Origin of the sequence: Paraburkholderia unamae (assembly GCF_003268775.1) — a bacterium.
GTDB lineage: Bacteria > Pseudomonadota > Gammaproteobacteria > Burkholderiales > Burkholderiaceae > Paraburkholderia > Paraburkholderia unamae.
This window is the reverse complement of the sequence record NZ_QLSU01000047.1, coordinates 21,100-44,042: the sequence shown is the minus strand read 5'-3', so window position 1 is coordinate 44,042 and position 22,943 is coordinate 21,100. Positions and strand designations below refer to the sequence as shown.

General features: G+C 64.9%; 20 protein-coding genes and 1 pseudogene. 10 read left to right on the top strand and 11 right to left on the bottom strand.

Annotated features, from left to right (window positions below; translation table 11 throughout):
* The first annotated feature begins 86 nt into the window (after positions 1-86).
* From C7401_RS41655 to C7401_RS41645, 3 genes are all read left to right on the top strand, one after another.
* The gene (locus tag C7401_RS41655; RefSeq protein ID WP_112177888.1) at positions 87-836 is read left to right on the top strand and encodes an electron transfer flavoprotein subunit beta/FixA family protein; all 750 of its coding nucleotides are present in this window, start codon (positions 87-89) and stop codon (positions 834-836) included.
* A 15-nt stretch (positions 837-851) separates the two neighbouring features.
* On the top strand, positions 852-1,784 hold the full coding sequence (locus tag C7401_RS41650) for an electron transfer flavoprotein subunit alpha/FixB family protein (RefSeq protein WP_112177887.1): 933 nt from the start codon (positions 852-854) through the stop codon (positions 1,782-1,784).
* A gap of 70 nt (positions 1,785-1,854) precedes the next feature.
* Positions 1,855-2,679, top strand: coding sequence for an HpcH/HpaI aldolase/citrate lyase family protein (locus C7401_RS41645; protein WP_244315076.1), 825 nt, complete (start codon positions 1,855-1,857; stop codon positions 2,677-2,679).
* 49 nt (positions 2,680-2,728) lie between these two features.
* Here C7401_RS41645 and C7401_RS41640 read toward each other — a convergent pair whose 3' ends face one another.
* Genes C7401_RS41640 through C7401_RS41630 form a run of 3 tightly spaced genes read right to left on the bottom strand, consistent with a single transcriptional unit; the run spans position 2,729 to position 5,956 of the window.
* Positions 2,729-3,907: a CaiB/BaiF CoA transferase family protein gene (locus tag C7401_RS41640; protein WP_112177885.1), complete on the bottom strand. Its 1,179-nt coding sequence runs from the start codon at positions 3,905-3,907 to the stop codon at positions 2,729-2,731.
* 16 nt (positions 3,908-3,923) lie between these two features.
* Positions 3,924-5,084 (bottom strand): acyl-CoA dehydrogenase family protein, encoded by a 1,161-nt coding sequence (locus C7401_RS41635; RefSeq protein ID WP_112177884.1) that lies wholly within the window; start codon positions 5,082-5,084, stop codon positions 3,924-3,926.
* A 29-nt stretch (positions 5,085-5,113) separates the two neighbouring features.
* Positions 5,114-5,956 carry an HTD2 family dehydratase gene (locus tag C7401_RS41630; protein WP_112177883.1) on the bottom strand — a complete coding sequence of 281 codons (843 nt, stop codon included), beginning with the start codon at positions 5,954-5,956 and terminating at the stop codon, positions 5,114-5,116.
* A 151-nt stretch (positions 5,957-6,107) separates the two neighbouring features.
* On the opposite strand from C7401_RS41630, the gene C7401_RS41625 reads away from it, so the two are divergent.
* On the top strand, positions 6,108-7,052 hold the full coding sequence (locus tag C7401_RS41625; protein WP_112177911.1) for a LysR substrate-binding domain-containing protein: 945 nt from the start codon (positions 6,108-6,110) through the stop codon (positions 7,050-7,052).
* Between the two features lie 37 nt (positions 7,053-7,089).
* Here C7401_RS41625 and C7401_RS41620 read toward each other — a convergent pair whose 3' ends face one another.
* The 3 genes from C7401_RS41620 to C7401_RS41610 all read right to left on the bottom strand — a co-directional run bounded on the left by C7401_RS41620 (position 7,090) and on the right by C7401_RS41610 (position 12,809).
* The gene (locus tag C7401_RS41620) at positions 7,090-7,803 is read right to left on the bottom strand and encodes a Crp/Fnr family transcriptional regulator (protein WP_112177882.1); all 714 of its coding nucleotides are present in this window, start codon (positions 7,801-7,803) and stop codon (positions 7,090-7,092) included.
* Between the two features lie 252 nt (positions 7,804-8,055).
* Positions 8,056-12,114, bottom strand: coding sequence for an autotransporter outer membrane beta-barrel domain-containing protein (locus C7401_RS41615; RefSeq protein WP_181565823.1), 4,059 nt, complete (start codon positions 12,112-12,114; stop codon positions 8,056-8,058).
* A 320-nt stretch (positions 12,115-12,434) separates the two neighbouring features.
* A complete protein-coding gene (locus tag C7401_RS41610) occupies positions 12,435-12,809 on the bottom strand; it encodes a winged helix-turn-helix transcriptional regulator (protein ID WP_112177880.1) in 375 nt (124 codons plus the stop codon).
* Between the two features lie 169 nt (positions 12,810-12,978).
* Between C7401_RS41610 and C7401_RS41605 the strand changes: the two genes are divergently transcribed.
* The 3 genes from C7401_RS41605 to C7401_RS41595 all read left to right on the top strand — a co-directional run bounded on the left by C7401_RS41605 (position 12,979) and on the right by C7401_RS41595 (position 15,049).
* Entirely contained in the window at positions 12,979-13,863 is an 885-nt protein-coding gene (locus C7401_RS41605; protein ID WP_112177879.1) for an alpha/beta fold hydrolase, read from the top strand.
* A 515-nt stretch (positions 13,864-14,378) separates the two neighbouring features.
* Entirely contained in the window at positions 14,379-14,708 is a 330-nt protein-coding gene (locus C7401_RS41600) for a hypothetical protein (RefSeq protein WP_112177878.1), read from the top strand.
* Between the two features lie 35 nt (positions 14,709-14,743).
* Entirely contained in the window at positions 14,744-15,049 is a 306-nt protein-coding gene (locus C7401_RS41595; protein WP_112177877.1) for a hypothetical protein, read from the top strand.
* Positions 15,050-15,102: 53 nt separating this feature from the next.
* On the opposite strand, the gene C7401_RS41590 is transcribed toward C7401_RS41595, so the two are convergent.
* The 3 genes from C7401_RS41590 to C7401_RS41580 all read right to left on the bottom strand — a co-directional run bounded on the left by C7401_RS41590 (position 15,103) and on the right by C7401_RS41580 (position 18,646).
* Positions 15,103-16,881, bottom strand: coding sequence for a sigma 54-interacting transcriptional regulator (locus tag C7401_RS41590; RefSeq protein WP_112177876.1), 1,779 nt, complete (start codon positions 16,879-16,881; stop codon positions 15,103-15,105).
* 201 nt (positions 16,882-17,082) lie between these two features.
* A complete protein-coding gene (locus C7401_RS41585) occupies positions 17,083-17,805 on the bottom strand; it encodes a pirin family protein (RefSeq protein WP_112177910.1) in 723 nt (240 codons plus the stop codon).
* Between the two features lie 85 nt (positions 17,806-17,890).
* On the bottom strand, positions 17,891-18,646 hold the full coding sequence (locus C7401_RS41580; protein ID WP_112177875.1) for an SDR family NAD(P)-dependent oxidoreductase: 756 nt from the start codon (positions 18,644-18,646) through the stop codon (positions 17,891-17,893).
* A gap of 121 nt (positions 18,647-18,767) precedes the next feature.
* On the opposite strand from C7401_RS41580, the pseudogene C7401_RS41575 reads away from it, so the two are divergent.
* Positions 18,768-19,052, top strand: a pseudogene (locus tag C7401_RS41575) (LysR family transcriptional regulator); the annotation flags it as partial.
* A gap of 52 nt (positions 19,053-19,104) precedes the next feature.
* On the opposite strand, the gene C7401_RS45415 reads toward C7401_RS41575, so the two are convergent.
* A complete protein-coding gene (locus C7401_RS45415) occupies positions 19,105-19,494 on the bottom strand; it encodes a hypothetical protein (RefSeq protein ID WP_220092906.1) in 390 nt (129 codons plus the stop codon).
* Positions 19,495-19,723: 229 nt separating this feature from the next.
* On the opposite strand from C7401_RS45415, the gene C7401_RS45410 reads away from it, so the two are divergent.
* The gene (locus tag C7401_RS45410) at positions 19,724-20,410 is read left to right on the top strand and encodes a hypothetical protein (RefSeq protein WP_220092904.1); all 687 of its coding nucleotides are present in this window, start codon (positions 19,724-19,726) and stop codon (positions 20,408-20,410) included.
* A 615-nt stretch (positions 20,411-21,025) separates the two neighbouring features.
* Here the strand turns inward: C7401_RS45410 and C7401_RS41565 are convergent.
* Positions 21,026-21,859 (bottom strand): oxidoreductase, encoded by an 834-nt coding sequence (locus C7401_RS41565; RefSeq protein WP_112177874.1) that lies wholly within the window; start codon positions 21,857-21,859, stop codon positions 21,026-21,028.
* Between the two features lie 100 nt (positions 21,860-21,959).
* Here C7401_RS41565 and C7401_RS41560 point away from each other — a divergent pair, with 100 nt between their 5' ends.
* Complete coding sequence (locus C7401_RS41560) at positions 21,960-22,925, top strand: AraC family transcriptional regulator (protein ID WP_373864493.1); 966 nt, start codon at positions 21,960-21,962, stop codon at positions 22,923-22,925.
* Positions 22,926-22,943 lie beyond the last annotated feature (18 nt).

Sequence of the window (22,943 nt, the reverse complement as noted above, 5' to 3'; positions counted from 1 at the left end):
AACTAATCGATAGTTGTGGACAAGCGCGATTCAGCATGTAATCGGCTGCGTTTAGCAGCATGTCCATGCATCATTGGGAGACGAAATTGAAGGTTCTTGTAGCAGTGAAACGCGTGGTGGATTACAACGTGAAGGTTCGCGTGAAGTCGGACGGCACGGGCGTGGATATCGCCAACGTGAAGTTCTCGATGAATCCGTTCGATGAAATTGCTGTTGAAGAAGCGGTGCGGTTGAAGGAAGCGGGTGTCGCCACCGAGGTGATCGCCGTTTCGTGCGGTCCTTCGCAGTCGCAGGAAACGCTGCGCACGGCGCTCGCGATTGGTGCCGATCGCGCGGTGCTGGTGGAGTCGAATGAAGACCTGCAACCGCTGGCCGTGGCGAAGCTTTTGAAGGCGCTGGTCGACAAGGAACAGCCATCGCTCATCATCCTCGGCAAGCAGGCGATTGACGACGACTCGAACCAGACCGGGCAGATGCTCGCCGCCCTGGCAAACCTGCCGCAAGCCACGTTTGCCTCGAAGGTTGTCGTGGCCGATGGCAAGGCTACGGTTTCGCGCGAAGTAGATGGCGGCGCGGAAACGCTCGCGCTCACGTTGCCCGCAGTGGTCACGACGGACCTGCGCCTGAACGAACCGCGTTACGTCACGCTGCCGAACATCATGAAGGCGAAGAAGAAGCCGCTTGAAACGGTCAAGCCGGAAGACCTGGGCGTTGACGTTACGCCGCGTTTGAAAACGCTGAAGGTCGCGGAGCCGGCCAAGCGTAGCGCAGGCGTGAAGGTGCCCGACGTTGCGGCGCTGATCGACAAGCTGAAAACCGAAGCCAAGGTGCTGTAAGGGAGCGATTTGAAAATGACGATTCTGGTTATTGCCGAACACGACAACGCGAGCGTCAAGGCCGCGACGCTGAACACCGTGGCTGCCGCGCAGAAGATTGGCGGTGATGTGCACGTACTGGTTGCTGGCCACAACGCGCAGGCCGAAGCCGATGCCGCTGCGAAGATCGCAGGCGTTGCGAAGGTGCTGCTGGCCGACGCGCCGCAACTCGAACAGGGTCTCGCTGAAAACGTCGAAGCGACGGTCATGAGCATTGCGAAGAATTATTCGCACATCCTCGCGGCGACCACGGCGGCGGGCAAGAACGTCACGCCGCGCATTGCCGCGAAACTCGACGTTGCGCAGATCAGCGACATCACGGCAGTGGTCGAGGCCGACACGTTCGAACGTCCGATCTACGCTGGCAATGCAATTGCAACGGTCCAGTCCAACGATCCGGTCAAGGTCATCACGGTCCGCACGACCGCATTCGACGCAGCCTCAGCCGAAGGCGGCAGCGCCGCAATCGAAAAGCTCGAAGCCGCAGCGGACAGCGGCCTTGCGCAGTTCGTGAGCCGCGAAGTCACGAAGCTCGATCGCCCGGAACTCACGAGCGCGTCGATCATCGTCTCCGGTGGTCGCGGTCTTGGCAGCGGCGAGAACTACACCAAGGTTCTGGAACCGCTCGCGGACAAGCTCAACGCAGCCCTGGGCGCGTCACGCGCCGCCGTGGACGCGGGCTACGTGCCCAACGACTACCAGGTCGGCCAAACCGGCAAGATCGTTGCGCCGGGGCTTTACGTTGCCGTGGGCATCTCCGGCGCGATCCAGCATCTGGCCGGCATGAAAGACTCGAAGGTCATCGTCGCGATCAACAAGGACGAAGAAGCGCCGATCTTCAGCGTGGCCGACTACGGCCTCGTAGGCGATCTCTTTGCAGTCGTACCGGAGCTCGCCAATGTCCTCTAACCCTAACGCAGAAAGGCCCGTTCACGCTCATCGCGATGAAATCGGGACTGCGAAATTTTCCGCGCAGTCCATGCTGTTCGTGCCGGGCAGTCGTCCCGAGCGCTTCGAGCGTGCGCTGGAAAGCGGCGCCGACGCGGTCATCATCGACCTGGAGGACGCCGTCGAGCCCGCGGCGAAGGACGCCGCGCGCGAGCACATCGCCAACTGGGTGTCGCGCAAGCGCCCGGTGCTGGTTCGCATCAACGGGCGGGGCACTCCGTGGTTCGAGCGCGACGCGAAGCTCGGCGCGCTGGACGGCGTGGCCGGCATCGTGCTTCCGAAGGCGGAGCACGCCGCCGATGTCGCTGCGACGGTCGCGCTCGCGCGCCGCCGCATACCGGTCTTCCCGCTGGTCGAGAGCGCGCTCGGCATGTGGAACGCGATGGAGATTGCGAAGGCGCCGTTCGTGAAGCGCCTGCTGTTCGGCACGCTCGACTTCATCGCGGAGATGGGCATGGATGACGACGGCGAGCCGCTCAATCACCATCGCGCGCAACTCGCGCTGGTATCGCGCGTGGCGGGTATCGAAACGCCGGTGGACGGCGTCACGCCCGATATCCACGATGAAGGCCGGCTTGAACGCGATGCGGAAAACGGCAAGAAGCTAGGATTCGGCGCGAAGCTCTGCATCCATCCGAAGCAGATCGAAGCGGTACATCGCTGCTATCGCCCGAATGCGCGCGACCTCGATTGGGCGGCGCGCGTCGTCGAAGCGTCGGACAAGACGCAGACGGGCGCGATTGCGCTGGACGGCAAGATGATCGACCGGCCGGTGCTGCTGCGCGCCCAGCAGTTGCTCGCGCTGGACGCCGCCGTGCGCCGCAAGGCCGATCGTTTTGTGGAAGCGGTACGGTAAAGGGTGCGGAAACCTGGCGCGGCAAGCCGCGCCAGGTTTCGCTTGCCGCTCACACCGCGCCGGTTTGGCGCAACGTCTCGATGCGATCTTCGCGGTAGCCCAGTTCCCGCAAGATCGCGTCGGTGTGTTCGCCGAGCGCGGGGACCGGGTCCATGCGCGGCGCGTCGTCCTGCCCCACGCCCGGCGGATAAAGCGCGTCGACGGCGCCTGCTGGCGTCGCGATGCGGGTCCAGCGCTGTCTCGCCGCGAGTTGCTCGTGCGTCCACACGGCGTGCATGTCGTTCATCTGGGCGCTGGCGATTTTCGCTTCCTCCAGGCGCTCGATGACCTGGCGCGCCGTGAGTGCTCCGAATGCGGCTTCAATGACCCGCCCGAGTTCCGCACGGTTCTCCACACGCCGGCTGTTCGCAGAGAAGCGTCCATCCTCCGCGAGGTCGGGCTGCTGGATAACGGTCTCGCAGAAGCGCTTCCATTCGCGTTCGTTCTGAAGGCCGAGCATCACGGTCTTGCCGTCGCCCGCCTTGAACGGCCCGTACGGGTAAATGGTCGCGTGCGAGGCGCCCGTGCGCTGCGGCGGCGTTTGTCCGTCGATTGCGTAGTACAACGGATAACCCATCCATTCCACCATGCTTTCGAGCATCGAAATGTCGATGTGCCGCCCGCGCCCGGTTTTGCCGCGCTCGATGAGCGCCGCGAGAATGTTCGTATAGGCGTACATGCCCGCGGCGATGTCGGCGATGGAGCAACCGGCCTTGGCGGGCTCGTCCTGCGATCCCGTGATGCTGAGAAAGCCCGACTCGCTCTGGATCAGCAGGTCGTAGGCCTTCTTGTCGCGATAGGGACCGTCGAGCCCGTAGCCCGAGATGTCGCAGACGATGAGCTTCGGGTAGCGCGCGTGCAGGCTCGCATGGTCCAGCCCCAGGCGCTGGGTCGCGCCCGGTGCGAGGTTCTGCACGAACACATCGGCATCGGCGAGAAGGCCGTGCACGATCTCCAGGGCGTCCTGTTGCTTGACGTCCAGGGTGATGCTTTCTTTCGAGCGGTTGGTCCAGACGAAGTGCGAGGCGAGTCCGTGCACGCGTTCGTCATAATTGCGCGCGAAATCGCCGCTGCCCGGCCGTTCGATCTTGATGACGCGCGCGCCGAGGTCCGCGAGTTGCCGCGTGCAGAAGGGCGCCGCGATCGCGTGTTCAAACGTGATGACCTTGATGCCTTCGAGTGAGCGCATGGTTGCCATGACCTCTTTAGAACGAACGGGGCAAGCCGAGAATATGCTCGGCAACGTACGAGAGAATCAGGTTCGTCGAGATCGGCGCAACCTGGTAGAGGCGCGTCTCGCGGAATTTGCGCTCCACGTCGTACTCGCAGGCGAAGCCGAAGCCGCCGTGGAATTGCAGGCAGGCATTGGCGGCTTCCCACGAGGCGTCGGCGGCGAGCAGCTTCGCCATGTTGGCCTGGGCGCCGCACGGCTCATGGGCGTCGAAGCGACGCGCGGCTTCGAAGCGCATCAGGCTGGCCGCTTCGACGTTGACGTACGAGCGCGCAATGGGGAACTGGACGCCCTGGTTTTGTCCGATCGGGCGTCCGAACACCACGCGGTCCTTCACATACTGCGAGACCTTGTCGACGAACCAGTAACCGTCGCCGATACATTCCGCGGCGATCAGCGTGCGCTCGGCATTGAGGCCGTCGAGGATGTACTTGAAGCCCTTGCCTTCCTCGCCGATCAGGTTTTCGGCGGGAATCTCCAGATTGTCGAAGAACAGCTCATTGGTCTCGTGATTGACCATGTTCGGAATCGGGCGCACCGTCATGCCCTTGCCGATCGCTTCGTGCAGATCGACGATGAAGATGGACATGCCCTCGCTCTTCTTCGTGACGTCGGAGAGCGGGGTCGTGCGCGCAAGGAGGATCATCAGATCGGAGTGCTGAATGCGCGAGATCCACACTTTCTGGCCGTTCACGACATAGCGGTCGCCCTTGCGCACAGCCGTCGTCTTGATCTTCGTGGTGTCGGTGCCGGTGGTGGGTTCGGTCACGCCCATCGACTGAAGGCGCAACTCGCCGGAGGCGATTTTCGGCAGATAGCGCGCCTTTTGCTCGGCCGATCCATGACGCAGCAGCGTGCCCATGTTGTACATCTGGCCGTGGCAGGCGCCGGAGTTGCCGCCGTTGCGGTTGATTTCCTCCATGATCACCGAGGCTTCGGTGAGGCCGAGTCCAGATCCTCCGTACTCCTGTGGAATCAGCGCGGCAAGCCAACCTGCCTTGGTGAGCGCTTCGACAAAAGCTTCCGGATAGCCGCGCTCTTCATCGATCTTGCGAAAGTATTCGGCGGGAAACTGGTTGCACAGGTCGCGAACGGCTTCGCGAATGTCCTGAAACGGGTCGGTTGCAGTGTTCATGATGTGGCTTCAGTGGAATGAATGGCGGGTCAGGCGAGCTGTGCACGGGCCGACATGGTCAGGTAGCCTTCGTGGTCTCTGGCCCAAAGATCGATGGACTTGCCGTCCTCGGCGCGGCGGCCGCATACGGCGAACGCGTGGCCGAGGAAAGTCGGCCGCACGGCCTTGAACGCGTACTCGCGTACCACGGCATCGGGCGCGAAGCGGGCCACGCTGTCGAGCAGCAGCGTGGCGATCAGCGGGCCGTGAACGACGAGGTCCGGATAGCCTTCGACTTCGCGCGCGTATTCGCGGTCGTAGTGGATGCGGTGGCCGTTGAACGTGAGCGCGGAGTAACGGAACAGCAGCGCTTCGGTCGGCTCGATCACGCGCTCCCAGTCGGCGCCCGCCGGCGCGGGCGTGGGTGCGGGCAGCGGCTGTCCCGGCCGCGCGGGCTCGCGATAGACGATGTCCTGCTCCTCGCGGATCGCGATGCCGCCATCGATATGAATGGCGTGCTCGACCGTGACGAATGCGAGGCGGCCGCTGCGGCCTTCCTTGCTTTCAACGGAGATCGCGCGCGAAACGCGCTCCGCGCTGTTGCCTATCGTGAGCGGCGCGTCGAAGCGGATTCGTCCGCCGGCAGCCATGCGTCGCGGCAGGCCGAGGTCGGGCAGGAAGCCGCCCGTGCGCGGATGCCCGTCGGCCCCCAGATCGGCCTGCGGCGCGGGCGTCCAGAAGTAGAGCCAGTGCCAGATCGGCGGCAACGTGTCACCGCTGCGTGGCGTGTGGCGCAAGTCGAGCGTCGAGGCCAGCGCGGCGGCAGGGGCGGGGGAAATGATGTCGATGGCGCGCTGAACTTGCTGTGAAAGCGCGGGCAGGGGGGCGGTCATGGCGGCAAGTCGTCTCCAGCGCCGGTCGGCCCGGCGCTTGCGGATTGGAATGGGACGACTCTATGTGAATGCCCGGCGCGCCGGAAATATCGATTGAATGTGCCGGACATAGGCGTATCCTATGGCTCTCCGGTCATTGCGGGTCGCCATCGTGGACATACGCCAGCTTCGCTACTTCGTGAACATCGTCGATTACGGCAGCCTCGGCAAGGCGGCGGAGAAGTTGTACGTCGCGCAACCCTCGCTGAGCCAGCAGATCGCGAAGCTCGAAGACGACGTGGGCGTGCCGCTGCTCGTTCGCAGTTCGCAAGGCGTGAAGCCGACCGCCGCGGGGCAGGCCATGTACCGGCACGCGCGTCTCGTCCTGCATCAGATGGAGCAATTGCGGCAGGAGGTGCGCGAGGGTGTGGGGGCGGAGTCGGGAACGGTGGCCGTGGGGTTTCCCACCACGATGGCCTCGATTCTCGCCATGCCGGTATTCGAGCGCGTGCGGCAGCGTTACCCTGGCATCCGCCTGCAATTCTTCGAGAGCATGAGCGGCTATCTGAACGAGTTGCTCGCCAACGGGCGGCTCGATCTGGCCATCCTGTTTCGCGACACGAATACGGCGGGCATCAGCGCGCTGCCGGTGCTCGACGAAGAATTGCACGTGATGGGGGAGCCCGGCGGCGCGGTGACGGGGCGCGCCCGCACATGCACGCTGCGCGCGCTGGCCGACGTTCCGCTGGTGGCGCCGGGTGCGTCCAACGGGCTGCGGCTGTTGCTCGAACGCACCTTCGCGCGCGAACAGGTGCCGCTGAACATCATCGCGGACGTGGATTCGCTACCCATGCTGCTTTCCATCGCGCAGTCCGGCGCGGCGAGCACGATATTGCCCGCGTCGGCGCTGGCGTTGCGCGCCCCGGCCGACCGGCCAAGGACGCGCCGGCTCGTCGATCCGCTCATCCGCCGGCCGGCAAGTCTTTGCTGGCCCAACGCGTTGCCCGTCAGTTCGGCCTCGCTCGCGGTGCGCCAGACGATCTGCGAACTCATCGCGGAGTTGCGCGCGAGCGGCGTGTGGACCGGGATCGAATTGCGCGAGGGCGTGGCGCCCTGACGTCGCGCACGAGCAGCGCGAACCCACTGGCAAGCGCTTATTCCCCGGCGCCTTCGGGGCCGATCGTCGAACCGGAGGCCAACAGCTGCAACGCCTCCGGCTTCCTGACGAAAATTCTCTGACGCTCCTTCACGATGATCTCGCGGCGGGACAGCAGGCCAAGCACACGCGTAACGGTTTCACGGCTTACCTGCGCCACCGAAGCGAGGGACGAATGCGTTGGCAACTCGACCGGCGAATCCTGCTTCGATCCCGCTTCGCGGAACATGGCGTAAAGGATCGCGCAAACGCGGGCCGTCGATTTCGCGCTACCCGTGGTGTTCTGTTCGGTAATCACGCCTTGAATGAGGCTCGCGAACATCGCGTTGAGCTCGCGGGTGACGGTGGGCGCCGAGAACAGCCGGCGCGCGTCGGCGCGATTGATGAGCGCGACGACACTGGGTTTGACCGCGACGACGTTTTTCGTGCTCGGTATGCCCTGGATAATGGACACCGCACCGGTCGCGTCGCCCGCGTGGAGCATATGCAGTGGAAGCTCGCGGCCGTCCTCGGTCAGCACGCAGGTGCGAAGCTGGCCCGTGAGCAAGAGCACCAGGGGCGAAGTCTTGTCGCCTTGAATGACAAGATAATCTTCCGCCTTCACTTTCTCGACACGAGCCATTGTGCGGGCAAGCTCGATGGTGTCGTTATCACTGGATTTAAGAAGGAATTGCGCTCTCAGGTATTCCTTCAGATTGAAATCTTCCCTCATTTTTTATCTGATGTACGACGCTTGAGGCGCGGTCCAACGCCCGGGTTACTCTGGAGTCCCCAAAATTACCTACCTCTTGATATATCCCGCTTTCACGTCCTTTACCCCGCGCAATCCATACATATGATTAATCATGTATCGATTCGCAGTGAGTATAAGTGGGAAGGCGCATTTAGAATGCCTGAAAACGCGCGCAGGCGTGCGAGGCCGAACGAAGTGCGGCCGAAGCCAGGCGAAGCAAACGATTGCGCCTCAGAACAGGTACCTGGCCCCGCCGTTCACGAGCCATCCCCGGAATCCCGCATTGCCGATTTGCTGCTGATACGAGACGCGTCCGTAAAGTGAAAGCTTCGGCGTATAGGAGCCGCTGATCCCCAGCGAGTATTGCAGCGCGTCGCCCATCTTGCCGCTCACGAACTGCACGTCGCTGACCTGAACGTTCGTGCCATTCGTGAAGGAATGCAGCACGTCGATGGCGGCGTAAGGCGTGAGCCGTCCGGTGCTCACGTCGATGGGACGCGTCACGCGCACACCCAGACGACCTGTGAGCTGGTTCTGCGAGCCGATGTTGACATCGAGATCGTCCACGTCGGTCGAATTGTGGAAGCCCAGATGCTGGCCGATGAGCTGGATTTGCGGCTCCACGTTGATGCGATACGGCAGCGCGAACGGATAGCCGGCTTCCACGGAGGCGGCGTACGAACTGCCTTGAAGCTTCATGGCCTGGCCGCGCGCGCCCGTCGTGACATCGCCGTTGAACCAGCCGAGGGAAAGAATGCCGTCGAAGTACCAGCCCTGGCGGCTCTGGTAGGTGCCGTACCCTGAGAGTCGATAGATGTTCGAGCGGCTGCTGCTCGGGCCGTCGACGGCATCGGGCTCGAAATGCAGCCATCCCACGCTACCCGCGAGACCGAAGCGCCAGATGCCGTTGTCGTTGCGCAGCTTGAGCGCGTTCGCGCCGAACTGGATCGCGCTGTAATCGCCGGACATGTCGTAGCCGAACTGCTGAAAGCCGATGTTCGACGCGTAGTTGAAGTCGCCGCCATAGGCGCGGAAGGACATTTCGGCGGGGCCGCCGTCGCGGCCCAGATCGCCGTCGTCGCGTATCTCGCCCAGGCGCCGGTGCAGCGTGTCCATGTCGAGCATGCCCGCGTAGAGGAACGCGGCCGGTGCGCTCAGATAGGCGGCCACCTGGGGCGCGACGGCCGGGCGTGCGTCGGGCGGAATCGGATAGTCGAGTTCGCCGCCCGGCCCAGGAATGGGTTCGGGATTCGGTTCGGGATTCGGTTCGGGATGGGGTTCGGGCTGCGGCTCGGGGCCGGGCTGCACGCCGGGCTCATCGGGATCGACCGGGCCTTCCGGCGTGACGTACGCGCTTTGCAGCCGGTAGTCCCAGAAGCCGTTGCCGCTGCCGGACACCACGCGCTGTGCCGCATCGGCGGTGCCGTGCACGGAGCCGGGTCCGTATGCGTACAGGCGGTATTCATACGGCGAGTCGGGGGCGACGGCGTAGCCGCCGGGCAGCGCGAACGCGCCCGCGCTCGATGCGCCCGCAACCTGCACGATCGAGATGCCGTCGGAGTGCGTGATCTGTCCCGTGAGCGAGGTGACGCCGCCGGGACTGCCGGCCACGGGCTTGACGTCGACGAGCGTGGTGCCCGACGCATTGCCCGCCACGAGCAGGCGGTCGGTGAATTGCGCGCCGAGCGCGCCGCCTTTATCGAGCCAGGTGTTCACGCCGAGCGTGCCCTGCGCGCCGGTATAGTCGCCCGTCACGTTCACGGCGCGATACGACGATGCCGTGGTCGGCGTCTGCACCTGGCCCGGCGCGGCCAGGATGTCGATCACGCTGTTCGCGTTGACCAGCGTGGTCAGGGTGGAGTCGCCGCCCACGTTCCAGCGGCTTGCGTTGGTGAGGCTCAGTGCCGTCGTGCTGTCCGCGTCGGTCAGCACCGCGCCGTTGAGCGTCGAGCCGGAAGCATTGACCGTGAGCGTGGAGGGTGTCGAACCCGTCGTCGTGGCCTGCAAGGCCGCGGTGGCGCCCGTTATCGTGGAGCCTGTGAGCGCGACGTTGGCGATGCCGCCCGCGGCAGTAATGCCCGCGGCGTTGTCGGACTGCACCGTCGTGTCGTTCAGCGTGACGGTTTCCACTGGCCCGGCGGCGTGCACGACAGCCGCGGCGACGCGGGCTGCCGCCGCCTCCACGGGCGCTGCGACAGCGGTGGGCACTGGCGTCGTGTCGGCCCCCGGCGTGTCGCCGACCGCCGGGTCGGCGGGGCTCGCGGCCGCGGCCGTCGTTGCCGTGCCGACGAGAGAGAGGCCGTTGCCGTTCGCACCTCGCGCGTGCAGCGACGCGCCCGTGGCCGTGAAGGTGCCGCCATTGGAGACGCGCACCGCGTTGCCGTTCGCACCGGCCGCCGTCACGCTCATGCCCGCGCCGTTGGCGTCGCGATCGAGTGTGGCGCTAGACAACCCGTCGACGACGATGCCCGCCGCGTTCGCGCCGCTCGTGCTCACGCTGCCGCCATAGGCATGCAGGAGGCCGGTGGTCCAGACGTAGTAGCCCGCCGCGCCGCCGCCCGTGGTGTTCACCGTGACATCCGTGGCCGTTGCGCTTGCAGCGGAGCCGCCGACGAGCAGGCCATAGGCGTTGCCGCCCGTCGTGGAGATCGTCGTGCCCGCCAGCGTGCCGTTGGCCGCGCCCGAGAGCCAGACGGCGTAGGCGTTCGCGCCGTTCGTCGCGACGCTGCCGCCTTGCATGGCGAGGGCCGCGCTCGACGTGCCGTACACGCCATAGGCGGTGTCGCCCGATGTCGAAACGCGGTCGTCGGTCAGCGGCGCGTTCGTGCCGTCGCCGTTGACGTAGACGCCGCGAGCCGCTGCGCCGCTCGTGGAAATGGTTGCGTCCGCAATCGTGCCGCTGCTTGCGCTCGCGAGCCACACGGCATGCGCGGTGTTGCCCGTTGTCGAAACGCCGCCGCCGCTCATGTCGAGGGTCGAGGCCGTGCCGGCATAGATGCCATAGGCGGTCGCACCCAGTGTAGAGACGCTGGTGTCCTGCAACTTCACGGCGACGTTGGTGACCGCGTACACGCCGTAGCCGTTGTCGGCGAGGGTCGAGATCCGGTCGCCGGCCAGCGACGCCGTCGTGCCCGCGCCGTTCACGTAGACGCCGCGCGCCGAAGCGCCGCGCGTTTCGATGTTCATGTCGCTTATGCTGGCGCTCGCGCCGCCTGTGAGCCACACGCCGTGCGCGCCCGAGCCGGTCGTCGTAATGGCGCCGCCATCGGCCGAAAGCGTGGCGCCCGTGCTGTAAATGCCGTGCGCGTTGGCGCCGGTCGTGGAGAATTGCGCGTTCGTGAGCGTGGCGCTGGAGCCGCCCGATTCATACAGCCCGATGCCCGAGGTGCCGCTCGTGTTGATGGCGGTGCCGTTCACCGTGAGCTTCGAGCCGCTGTAGACATACATCGCGTAGGCGCTCGGCGCGACGGTGGTGACCGAACCGTTGGTGAGGTTGATCGTCGACGCCGACGACACGATGCCGTACGTCGACGTGCCCAGCGCGCTCACGGCCGTGTCGATCAGGTTGATGGTGGGCCCCGCCCAGGCATAGATGCCGTACGCCGAGGTAAAGCCGCTCGCGGTGGTGATGGAAGAGTCGCGTAGCGTGATGACGGGCGCGCCCATCGACGTGCCATAGGCGCGAATGCCGATCGCGCCATTGCCCGCCGTGGTGACGTAAAGGTTGGTGGCATCCAGCGTGGTCGCTACGGCTTGCGAGGACGAGAATGGCGCGTAGATGCCATAGACATCCTGACCGTCGGTGCTCACGTAGGTACCGTAGCCGTGAACGCTGCCGCTTATTGTCAGTGAACCGCTCGACACATAAAGCCCGTCGTTGGGCGCGCCGCTTCGATAGTGCGAGTAAATGTTGATGTTGCCCGGCGTGCTTCCCGCATCGGGCTGAATAATTGCCGATCCGCCGATTTCCACCGAGACCCCCGGGCCACCCAGGTTGGCGGGATAGGGCGGCGTGGGATCGATCGTCGTCGAGCCGACGATCTGACCGCTTTTCTGGTTGAACTTCTGCGAATAATTGTAGAACCCCGGGCCAATCACAATATCGTATTGCGCCTGGGCCGGGACGGCGCACAGCGCGAGCCACGCGCTAATTGACGCGGGTATGACGCGCAAGCGCGAACGGCGATGCGGCCGGGAAGCGTGATGGAGCGCGCAACCATTTCGCATGGCGCGGCTAAGCGGATTGAACGAGACAGCAAACTGCATGGGCGGATTGCGTCTATTCGTCAATTCGTCCTCCATTTGCACCGTTTCGAGTTCGAACGGATTTGGCGTGGTCGTTGCTATTTTTTGATGCTCGTGAATAGCCGGATTGAAACGGCACACTCACTGCGCATAATCAAGTACGGAAACGACGCTCAAAAAGACGTTAGCAAATCTGCACTGCGAATTAATGAGGTAATAATAAGTAAGTTTTTTTGAAGTTACCACGCAAATACGTACTGTGATTTTTGGGTGTCGAAATCGATGATGACAGCCGCGAGAGGGCGGTGCAGGCGCGCGCCGGCCAATGGTTGCGCGCGCCCCGGTTTTCCGGCGCCTACCTTCCATTACCCTCGTAATTCATGCTGGTCATAGGCCAGTTGCGCCTGCTCGATATCGCGCAAGTGTTCGAGCGACCATGCATAAACCGCGCCGAACGGAATTTGCAGGGTGCGCCCGAGTTCCGTGATCGAGTATTCCACGGCCACCGGCGAGGTATTGAGCACCCGCCGCGCGATCAGGCCATTGCGTTCGAGACGCCTCAGGGCCTGCGTAAGCGCCTTGTGCGTGACACCTTCCAGCCGGCGCTTGATTTCATTGAAGCGCGTTGGTTTCGCCGTGAGCAGCGTGAGTATCATCACCGACCATTTGTTCGCCACCTGGTCGAAAAACGAACGTGCGGCGCAGTCCGCAAAGAAGACTTCATCAACCTCGCAAGCCATCCCGGTATCCTCCTGTATATCTGCGCACCTTAAGGTGCGTAATTGACCTTAGATATCCAACGTATAACATAACCCCAGGTCATCTGCTTCGCGCGCCGCGCGAAGTGGTCAAACCCGGTGGCCAAACCCAATGTGCAGTGGATTCAAGTGAAATTAATAAGGATATCGAATGGAAATCATGGAAAGCGAACTTTCCCGCCGAGGCGTGCTGAAGGCCGCCGGCGCGGCGGTCGTGGCCGGCGTGCTGGGCGAGCGCCCGGCACTGGCGGCGTCCGGGTCGCCCGCAACGCTGTTCGCGACGCAGCGCGGCAAAGGCCGCAACGTGATGTTTCTCCACGGCTGGACTTGCGATTCCCATGACTGGAGCTGGCAACTGCCGTACTTCGAAACGCGTTACCGGGTCGTTGCCGTCGATCTGCGGGGGCATGGCCGGTCGGAGGTCGAGCCGCAAGGCGGCTACACGCCCGCCGACTATGTTTCGGATGTCGAGGCGCTGATCGAGAGCCGGTATCCCGGCGAGCCGTTCGTGATCGTGGGGCATTCGATGGGCGGGCAGATCGCCGCCCGGCTCGCCGCGAAGCGGCCGGACCTGGTGAGCGCCGTGGTATCCGTGGACGGCGCCCTGGGCTTTTCGGAAGCCGTTGGCGAGGGCTTTGCAAAAACCAGCCACGATCTGGACATAGGCGACCCCGGCGTAGTGGTTCCCGCGCTGTTCGAGCTTGTCTATGACCGCAGCACCGATCCGGCCTACAAGCGCTGGCACACAAGGCGCGTCCAGGGCATGCCCGCGCATGTCGTGCGCGAGTCCTTCGCGCCCCTGTTCTTCGGCGCGGATCAGGTCGGCATTGGCGAGGCCAGCGCCACGTTTTGCAAGCGCCTCACGGTTCCCGTCAGGCATTTGTGCCGCGACCCCGAGCAGGCCGCGCGCATGCGGACCTGGTTTGCGCATCCGAAATCGAAAGTCGACGTGTGGGACAACACGGGCCACTGGATCATGCAGGACCGCAGCGACGACGTGAACGTCGCGGTGAGCGCCTGGATCGACGCGCTCTAACCGGCGCGGCGCGATGGATGAGCAGGGAGTCAGCGGCAAGCCATTGCTCCAGACTGGCGCAGGTGCTGTTCGCGTGAGTTGCGACAATATGCGACACCTGCGCCGATCCGCGTATTCGTCAGCGCATTCGCCTCCCGGGGCGGCGAGGCTTTCGTCTGATCGATGCCCGGCCGCCCTCATGCCGCTTTTCCGTCCTCCGCCGATGCGCTCGGGCCCGTCGCTTCATCGTTTGATCAAGTCCGGGCGGCCCATTGCGGGCCGTATTCGCTCATTTCATCGATTCCTTCGCCTGGCTAACAGGGGCTTGCACTGGCTGTGCATGCCGTCTCGCCAAGGCCGCCGGTCCGTCTGCGCGTGGGCGGGCCTGCATGGCATGTCCATTGCATGACATGGCGTGGAGCCGGCGGTTCGATCAAAACGCCAGATGGCCAGGCGGTTCACTGGCCGGCAAGCGGATCGACGCCCTGTGCGCCGCGAAGTGGTGATGCCAATCAGAGACGCTGGATGCGGGAGACATGATGAACAGTACGCCGGGACCCGAAGAACTCAACGCGCTGTGCACGCAGCTGTTCGACTCGTTTTGCGAGCACCGGAGCGTGCTGCCGCTTGCGTACCTCATGCATGCGTGGCCGCTCGTCGAGGGCAGCGAGCACGGGCTGCGCACGTTGCGGCAAAGCCTGCTCGACCTGGATCGATGGCACGCGGCCGAGATCGACGCCACCGAATGCCTCCTGATCTCGCAGATCCTCTCCAGGCTGGCGATCGCGGGTCAAGTGACGGCCGACGAACCGGAACGTGGCGTCGCGTGGGCGCTGGAGACGTATCTGCCGGGCACGCGGCACTGAAGCATTGAGGCACTGAAGCGCCGAGGCGAGGCGCGGTGACAGTCAGCGAGGCAATCGTGGGAACAGTGGGATTGGCGGGAAGGGAGACGATGATGTACGGGAAACCAGGGTCATTGCGAGCCATGGCCGAGAAATGGCTCGCCTTGCATCCCGACATGCAGGTGAGCATCACGCGGCATGCTCAGGGTCCGAAGCGCAGGCGGTCGTGTGTCTATGTCAGTACGGTCTGTGCCATGGGTGAAGTCGGTATGTTCTTTTTCCGTCACGACGACGGCGGCTGGTACATCTTCCCGCCGGGAGAAACCCGGCTCTCCATGGGGCGGTTGTCCATCGCAGGTTGAGCGTGGCTTGAGCGCGGCGCTCGCGTGACACAGGCAGGCGAAGGCCCGCATGCTCACACACGCAAGCCGCGACTCTTCAGACGATAGACAAGCTGCGCCCGCGTAATGCCCAGCGCGCGGGCCGCCGCGGAGAGGTTGCCGCCGGCCTGGCGCACCGCGCTCTTGAGCAGCGCCGTTTCGATATCGTCCAGCGACGTGGGTTCGGCATCGCCCGCGAGCCCCATGAGCAGACTGTTCACCTTGCGGCTGATGCGGTCGGTTTCCGTTCCCGCGCGGTTCTCCATCTGCGCGAGCAGCGAGCCGGTTGGGGAGAGCGCGCCGCTCGCGTCCAGTCCGAACAGGGTCGTTTCGATCGTCTCGCCGCTGATGAAGAGATGGCCGATGTCGATCGACCCGCCTTCGGGCGCGAGGATCACGCCGCGCTCGACGATATTTTCCATTTCGCGGATGTTGCCCGGCCAGCCATAGCTGAGCAGGGCGTCGATGGCGCGGCTCGTAAAGCCCGTGACCTCGCGCGCGTGGCGTTCGCGGTATTTGTGGAGCACGTGGTTGAGCAGGACCGGAAGATCCTCGCGCCGCTCGCGCAACGAAGGCACGCGAATCGGAAAGACGTTGAGCCGGAAGTAGAGGTCCTCGCGAAAGCGGCCTGCGCGGATCTCGTCCTTGAGGTCGAGATTCGTCGCGGCGACCACCCGCACGTCCACGCGGCGGGTCTGGGTATCGCCCACCCGCTCGATCTCGCCCTCCTGGAGGGCGCGCAGCAGCTTGCCTTGCGCGGTCGGACTCAGGATGCCGATTTCGTCGAGAAAGAGCGTGCCGCCGCTCGCGCGTTCGAAGCGGCCCGGACGGCTTTGGGTGGCGTCGGTGAAGCCGCCCTTTTCCACGCCGAACAGTTCGGACTCCACCAGCGCCTCGGGAATGGCGGCGCAGTTGACGGCGACGAACGGCCCGTCCTTGCGTCGGCTGATGCGATGCAGGGTCCGGGCGCACACTTCCTTGCCCACGCCGCTCTCGCCGAGAAAGAGCACCGTGGCGTCGGTGCCGGCCACGCGGCGGATCATGTGGCAGACCGCATTGAAGCCGGGCGACGCGCCCACCATGTTGCTGTCGCCGAAAGCCGTGGGCGTGGGGCGCTGACCCAGGCCCGGGACTGCGCCGCGCTGCGCGCTGGCCGCCGAAAGACCCTGGGTGAACGATTGCGCTTGCAGGAAGCGGATATCGTTGGCGGCTTCCTCGCCCCATTCCTCGATTGGTTTGCCGATGATCCGGCAATGCGGCTGCCCGAGCCCCCGGCATTCCACTTCGCGATAGAGGATGGGGCGGCCCATGAATACGCTCGTGTAGCCGCAGGCGTAGCCGATCTGCGTCCAGCAGACAGGCTCGACGCCAATGCCATAAATGCGCACGTGCTCTTCGTCTTCGGAGCAGTTCTTCCAGATGAATTCGCCGTGGTACACGCCCTTTTCGACGTCGATTTCCACGTGAACGGCCTCGACGGCGGTCACGCCTTCGAGCATATGCAACTGCGGGCCGACCGCGAACATGTCCATGATGCTGTTGTCGGGCCGCACGCGCCGCGCCAGTTCGGCGTCGCGCGCGCCCGAGTTGTAGCCCATTCTCGTGAGCAGTCCGCGCGCGGTGTCGATGCCGAGGCTGTCGATCAGTTCGCGCCTCAAGGAGCCCATCGACTCGGCATGAAGCAGCAGCATGCGCTGTTCGTCGAGCCAGATGCGGCCGTCTTCGGGCGCGAAGCGCAAGCGCGACATCAGGTCGGCGATGTCGGGATAGCGCACGCTGTCCACGCGCGCGCCCTTTGGGGTGACGAGCGTCATCTGTGCGCCGGCAGAATGGGTCCCGTTGTCCGTGCTCACGATGGCGCCTCCGGCATGCAGTCGTTGTCACTCAAGGCAGGGCCTGGAAACCGCGTGTGGCGGCGCCTGCGATACAAGCCATAGTGCACAGCGCCGGCGCGGCATTGTCTTTTCGGGTATTCCCCCAAAGACCGCGATTGCCTGCTGTCAGGCTTGCCGGATTCAGCGTCCGTCCCGCCCGCTCAGGAGTTCGACGAGCACGACATCGGTGTCGGCATGCGCGTTCAGCACGACGGTTCGCTCGTCGCGGATCGCGGCGCCGTCGCGCGGCGCGAGCCGCGCACCGCCTAGCTCGAGCCCGCCATGATCGGCGACGAGGTACGCTGTGCCGGGCGCGGGCAACGCCCAGCACAGCGTGTCGCCTTCGCGCAGCGTGGCCACGCGCACGCGCGCATCGGCGTGTATGGGCAGCGCGCCCGCGTCGATCTCGCACGGGTCGCCGCTCGCGATCGTCACGAAGCGGCCTTCGCGGCTTTCGGGCGAGCAAGCGAGCATCGCCCAGCGCGGCTTGCCGCCCGGCGTGCGAGGATCCAGCCAGATCTGAAAGAGGCGCGTGGGCAGCGCCTCCTCGTTGCGCTCGGCGTGATGCATGCCCGCGCCCGCGCTCATCACCTGCGCAGAACCCGCCACGACGCGCGCACGATTGCCCGAGTCGTCTTCGTGCGTGATGGCGCCCGAGCGCACCCACGTGACGATCTCCACGTCGCGATGCGCATGCATGCCGAAGCCCGAACGCGGCGCGAACTCGTCGTCGTTCCAGACGTGCAGCGCGCCGAGCGGCGCATGCTGCGCGCGCCCGGCGTCGCCGAAGCGAACGTGCAGCCGCGACTTGAGCCAGTCGCGCGAGATGCAGCCAAGAGAAAGATAAGGACGATGTTCGATCACGATGCCGATGCCCCGCGCGCATGAAATGGCGAATACCGGGCGCGATCCGTCCGCGCCCCGCATGCACCGTGGAATGTCGTGAAGCTCAGATCTGCTGCTGGCCGCCGTCGACGAACAGCTCGGCGCCGTTCACGAAGCTCGCGTCGTCCGAGGCGAGGAACAGCGCGGCGCTCGCGATTTCATCGGGTTCGCCCAGTCGTGCGAGCGGAATCTGCGCGGCGAGGTAGTCGGCGAGACCTTGTTGCTGGGCGGCGTCCGGGCCGGCGAGATCGAGCAGGCCGGGCGTGCGCGTCGCGCCGGGGCTCACCGTGTTGACGCGGATGCCGCGGTCCTTCAGGTCGAGAATCCAGCTGCGGGCGAAGGCGCGCACGGCGGCCTTCGACGCCGAATACACGCTGAACGCCGCCGTGCCCGCGCTGCCCGCGGTCGACCCCGCGAGGATCACCGATGCGCCCTTCGAAAGCAGCGGCAGCGCCTTTTGCACCGTGAAGAGGACACCCTTGACGTTGCGGTTGAAGGTGTCGTCGAAGTGCTCCTCGGTGATGCTGCCGAGCGGCAGCATCGAGCCGCCGCCGGCGTTGGCGAACAGCACGTCGAGGCGGCCCTTTTCCTCGCCGATCTGCGCATAGAGCGCGTCGAGTTCGGTGGGCTTCGACGAGTCGACGCGTACGCCGGTCGCGTTGTCTGCGATCGACTTCACCGCCGCTTCGAGCTCCGCCTGGCGGCGGCCGGTGATGTAGACGTGCGCGCCTTCTGCGGCGAAACGACGGGCGGTGGCGAGGCCGATGCCGCTGGTTGCGCCGGTGACGAGTGCGATCTTGCCTTCGAGCTTGCGTGCCATGGTGTTTCTCCTTCTTCGCTTGATGAGTGGTGGGGTGTTGCGTGCTGCGATGTGAGGAGAATATCGACGCGCCGATCTTTCCGAAATAGAATTGATCGCAAACAAACGTTGCAAAAATGGAATGATGAAGATGCCCGATTTCGAAGGACTGGCGATGTTTGCCAAGGTCGCTGAAGAAGGCTCGTTTGCGGCGGCGGCCCGCGCGATGGGGGTGTCGGTCACGATCGTCTCGCGCGGCGTGGCGCGGCTCGACGAGCGGCTGGGCGCGCGGCTGTTCAACCGCACGTCACGGCGGCTCGCGCTCACGGAGTTCGGCCGCACGACCTGAGAGAAGGCGGGGGAGATTGACCGGCAGGCCGAAGAAGCCGAGAGCGCCGCGCGCGAGATGTCGGTCCAGCCGCGCGGGCGCGGCTTGCCCGGCACAGGCGCTTTGGCTCTTGCCGGACCGGGCCTGTGTGTTACTGCGCCGGGGTATCCGGCACCGTGCGTACGCTGCCGGAGTAGTCCGGCGAATTCGCGTTCTGTGGCGCGCTCGGCGGCGTGTGTGGCTTCGCGCCCGCAGGCGTGAGGATTGGCGGGCCATAGCCGCCCGTATCGACCCCGGTGCCCGTGTAGGCGTCCGCGCTTGTACCCATGTCGGTGGCCGTGCCCGTATCGGCTACGCCGGGCGGGCTGGTGTTGTGGGTAACCGGGGCCGGGCGCGGGACAGTGTTGGTTTGCGTGACGCCCGGCGGGCTGTAGCTGCTCGTGACCGGCGCTGGCGCTGGTGGCGCGGCGACGTTCGTGGCGGGTACGCTCGGCGGGCTATACGCGTTCACAACCGGCGCAGCCGGATGGGGGACTGTCACGGTGTTTGCGGGAGCCCCGCCGGGAGGTCCGTAGTTGGCCGGAGGATGGGGCGGAGGGGGCCGGGGAGGCGGCACGGCGCTCATGACGCGTTCCGCGGCCGGCGCGCTTTGGGGGCCGTCGTCGCTCATATCGGCCGGGGTGGCGGGTCTTACCGCGATTGCGCTCATGCCGATCGCTTCGCCCGCTGGGGCGTGGCCCATCGGCCCTCCAGGGCCGCCGGCGCCCGCGTTGCCTCCACCGGAATTGCCTGCACTGCTGGAGCCGGAGCTGCCGGAGCCTACGCTGCCTGCACCGGAGCTGCCTGAGCTGCCTGAGCTGCCCGAGCTGCCTGAGCTTCCCGAGCTCCCTGAGCTACCCGAGCTGCCCGAGCTGCCTGAGCTTCCCGAGCTCCCTGAGCTACCCGAGCTGCCTGAGCTTCCCGAGCTGCCTGAGCTTCCCGAGCTCCCTGAGCTACCCGAGCTGCCTGAGCTGCCCGAGCTGCCTGAGCTTCCCGAGCTGCCTGAGCTTCCCGAGCTGCCTGAGCTTCCCGAGCTGCCTGAGCTGCCCGAGCTGCCTGAGCTTCCCGAGCTGCCTGAGCTTCCCGAGCTGCCTGAGCTTCCCGAGCTGCCTGAGCTTCCTGAGCTTCCCGAGCTTCCCGAGCTTCCCGAGCTTCCCGAGCTTCCCGAGCTTCCCGAGCTTCCCGAGCTACCCGAGCTACCCGAGCTACCTGAGCTTCCCGAACTGCCCGCGCCAGAACTACCCGCACCGGAACTACCTGCGCCAGAATTTCCACCCTTTCCGCCGCCATTCCCACCACCGTTTCCGCCGCCATTTCCACCACCATTGCCGCCGCCGTTCCCGCCGCCGTTCCCGCCGCCGTTCCCGCCGCCGTTCCCACCGCCATTACCACCGCCGTTTCCGCCACCAGCACCATAAGCCGCACCCGAAAGCGCCAGAGCCAGCACCCATACCACTGTCTGCTTCATCGATCGGTTCATCGTCTCCCCCTTTTTGCACAAACCGCTTCAAAAGCGGGCCCGACCCGCGTAAAGGCGCGTTGCCTGAACGCCAACAACTTCGACGCGCAAGCGATGTGCCGCAACGCGAACCAGGGAATGACATGGCTATTCTTGGGCAGAACCGAAATAAATGCGATACCGGATGTATTCGCCGGAACGCAACGCCCGGTCGCTTCAGGATGCAGTGGTCAGGGAGGAACGTCGATTGTGATTTATTTCGTCATGCAAATTAATGAGTTTGCATTCAACGCGTAGTTTCCCGAATGCGCTGGTTCTCATACTTGCTTGCGCGTTCTGGCTGGACATCTGGCGGTCGTCCGCCCGATCCTTGGGACGCGCTTCGGCACACGAACCGAATGACGATCCGTGACTTGCGATTCGATGCGTCGACGAATTCATCCAGGAGATGGATCACCTGCGTGTTCGGCCAGACGGAAGAAGCAACAAGTTCGTTGCAATGACAACCGGTTGAGAAAAGGTTGCCGGAGCCAGGCGCGAGAAAATCTCGACAGCTTGCCCGCTCCGGCGGCCATCAACCGTCCGTCGATACCGTGAGAGCCTCCCATGCACCGATTTCATCCGCCAGCGCGGCCAGTTTTTCCCGCACGAGTCCGAGTGCGTCGCTGCCAAGCAGGAGATGCGCTGGCGGGTGCTCCGCAGCCATGGCGGCGAGCATGGCGCGCGCCGCTTTCCTCGGGTCTCCCAATTGCTTGCCGCTCTTTTCCTCTCGCGCTTTGCGAATGGGGTCGAAGACAGCGTCGTAATCCGCAATCGAGCGCGGCGTGCGCGTCATCGAGCGGCCCGCCCAGTCCGTGCGAAACGAACCCGGCGCCACGGCAGTCACTGCAATGCCGAACGATTTGACCTCTTTGCCAAGCGCTTCGGAAATGCCTTCCAGCGCGAATTTGCTCCCGCAGTAGTAGGCAATGCCAGGCATCGTGATATGGCCGCCCATCGACGTGATATTCAGGATGTGGCCGCGGCGGCGCTTACGCATGAAGGGCAGGACGGCTTTCATCATCGCCACCGCACCGAATACATTCACATCGAACTGTTGGCGCATTGCCGCCAAAGGCGATTCTTCCATGATGCCCTCGTGACCATAGCCCGCATTGTTCACGAGGACATCGACAGGCCCCACGCTCGTTTCGATTTCCGACACGACGCCGTCGATGGCGTCGAAGTCGGTCACGTCGAGTATGCGTCCCAGCGCGGCGTGCGCGGACAACGATTCGAAATCGCGCTTGGCCTGCGCACTGCGCACGGTGCCGACCACGGTGTGGCCCTCAGCCAACGCTTCTTGTGCCAGCGCGCGGCCAAAGCCGCTGCTCACTCCCGTGATGAGCAAGATTTTTCCGGATGCCATCGATGCTTCTCCTGAATGTCGATTTGGTAGTGCATACTAGTCTGATGCAGACGGCCGAATAAGCCACATTTCGCTATTTATATTGCACAAAACTATGAGCATGAAGCGTGCGGCGTTGCCGCCAGCGGACCTTTCCACGCGAAGTCAGAAGCGCATGGTCACGTTGTTGCGCGCGTTGGCGCCCGAGGAAGGCTATAACCTCACGGCGCTGCCGAGCGTGCGCATCCTGCGCTCGAACCGCCCGCTGTCGCGCACGCCGGTTCTGTACGATCCCGGCATCGTGATCGTTTGCCAGGGCCGCAAGCGAGGCTACTTCGGCGATCAGCTGTATCTCTACGACGAGCGACATTACCTGGCCGTGTCCGTGCCCGTGCCGTTCAGCATGGAGACCGACGCCACGCGCGAGCGCCCGCTGCTCGCCCTGTATCTCCACCTCGATTTCGTGATGGCCGCCGAACTCGCGGCGCAGATCGACCGCGCAGGCGCGATGGAGTCTGTGCAAGCGCCGCAGAGCATGTTGTCGACGCCCATGGACGACGCGATGCAAGCGTCGGTGCTGCGCTTGCTCGAGGCAATGCAGCGTCCGCTCGAAGCCGCCGTGTTGGGCCACGGCCTGCTGCGCGAGTTGTATTTCCGTGTGCTCACGGGCGCCCAGGGAAGCTCGATGCGCGAGGCGCTGGCCATGCGAGGACAGTTCGGCCGGGTGGGCCGGTCATTGCGCCTCATCCATGCGCGCTACGCGCAGCCGCTCGACGTCACGCAACTGGCCGAGGAAGCGGGCATGAGCGTGCCGAGTTTCCATAGCCACTTCAAGGCGGTCACGCAGGTGTCGCCGATGCAGTATGTGAAATCCACGCGTCTGCATCAGGCCAGGCTACTGATGGTGCGCGAGGCGTTGACCGCGGAGGTGGCGGCACACGCCGTGGGCTACACGAGCCCGTCGCAGTTCAGCAGGGAATTCAAGCGCTTGTTCGGCTTGACGCCGGCGGCGGAGGCGAGGCGCATGCGCGAGAGTTTCGCGATTCCCGCAGCGTTTGCCGACGCGATCTACGTGTCGTCGCACTGAGACGGGCTCGCTGCCACT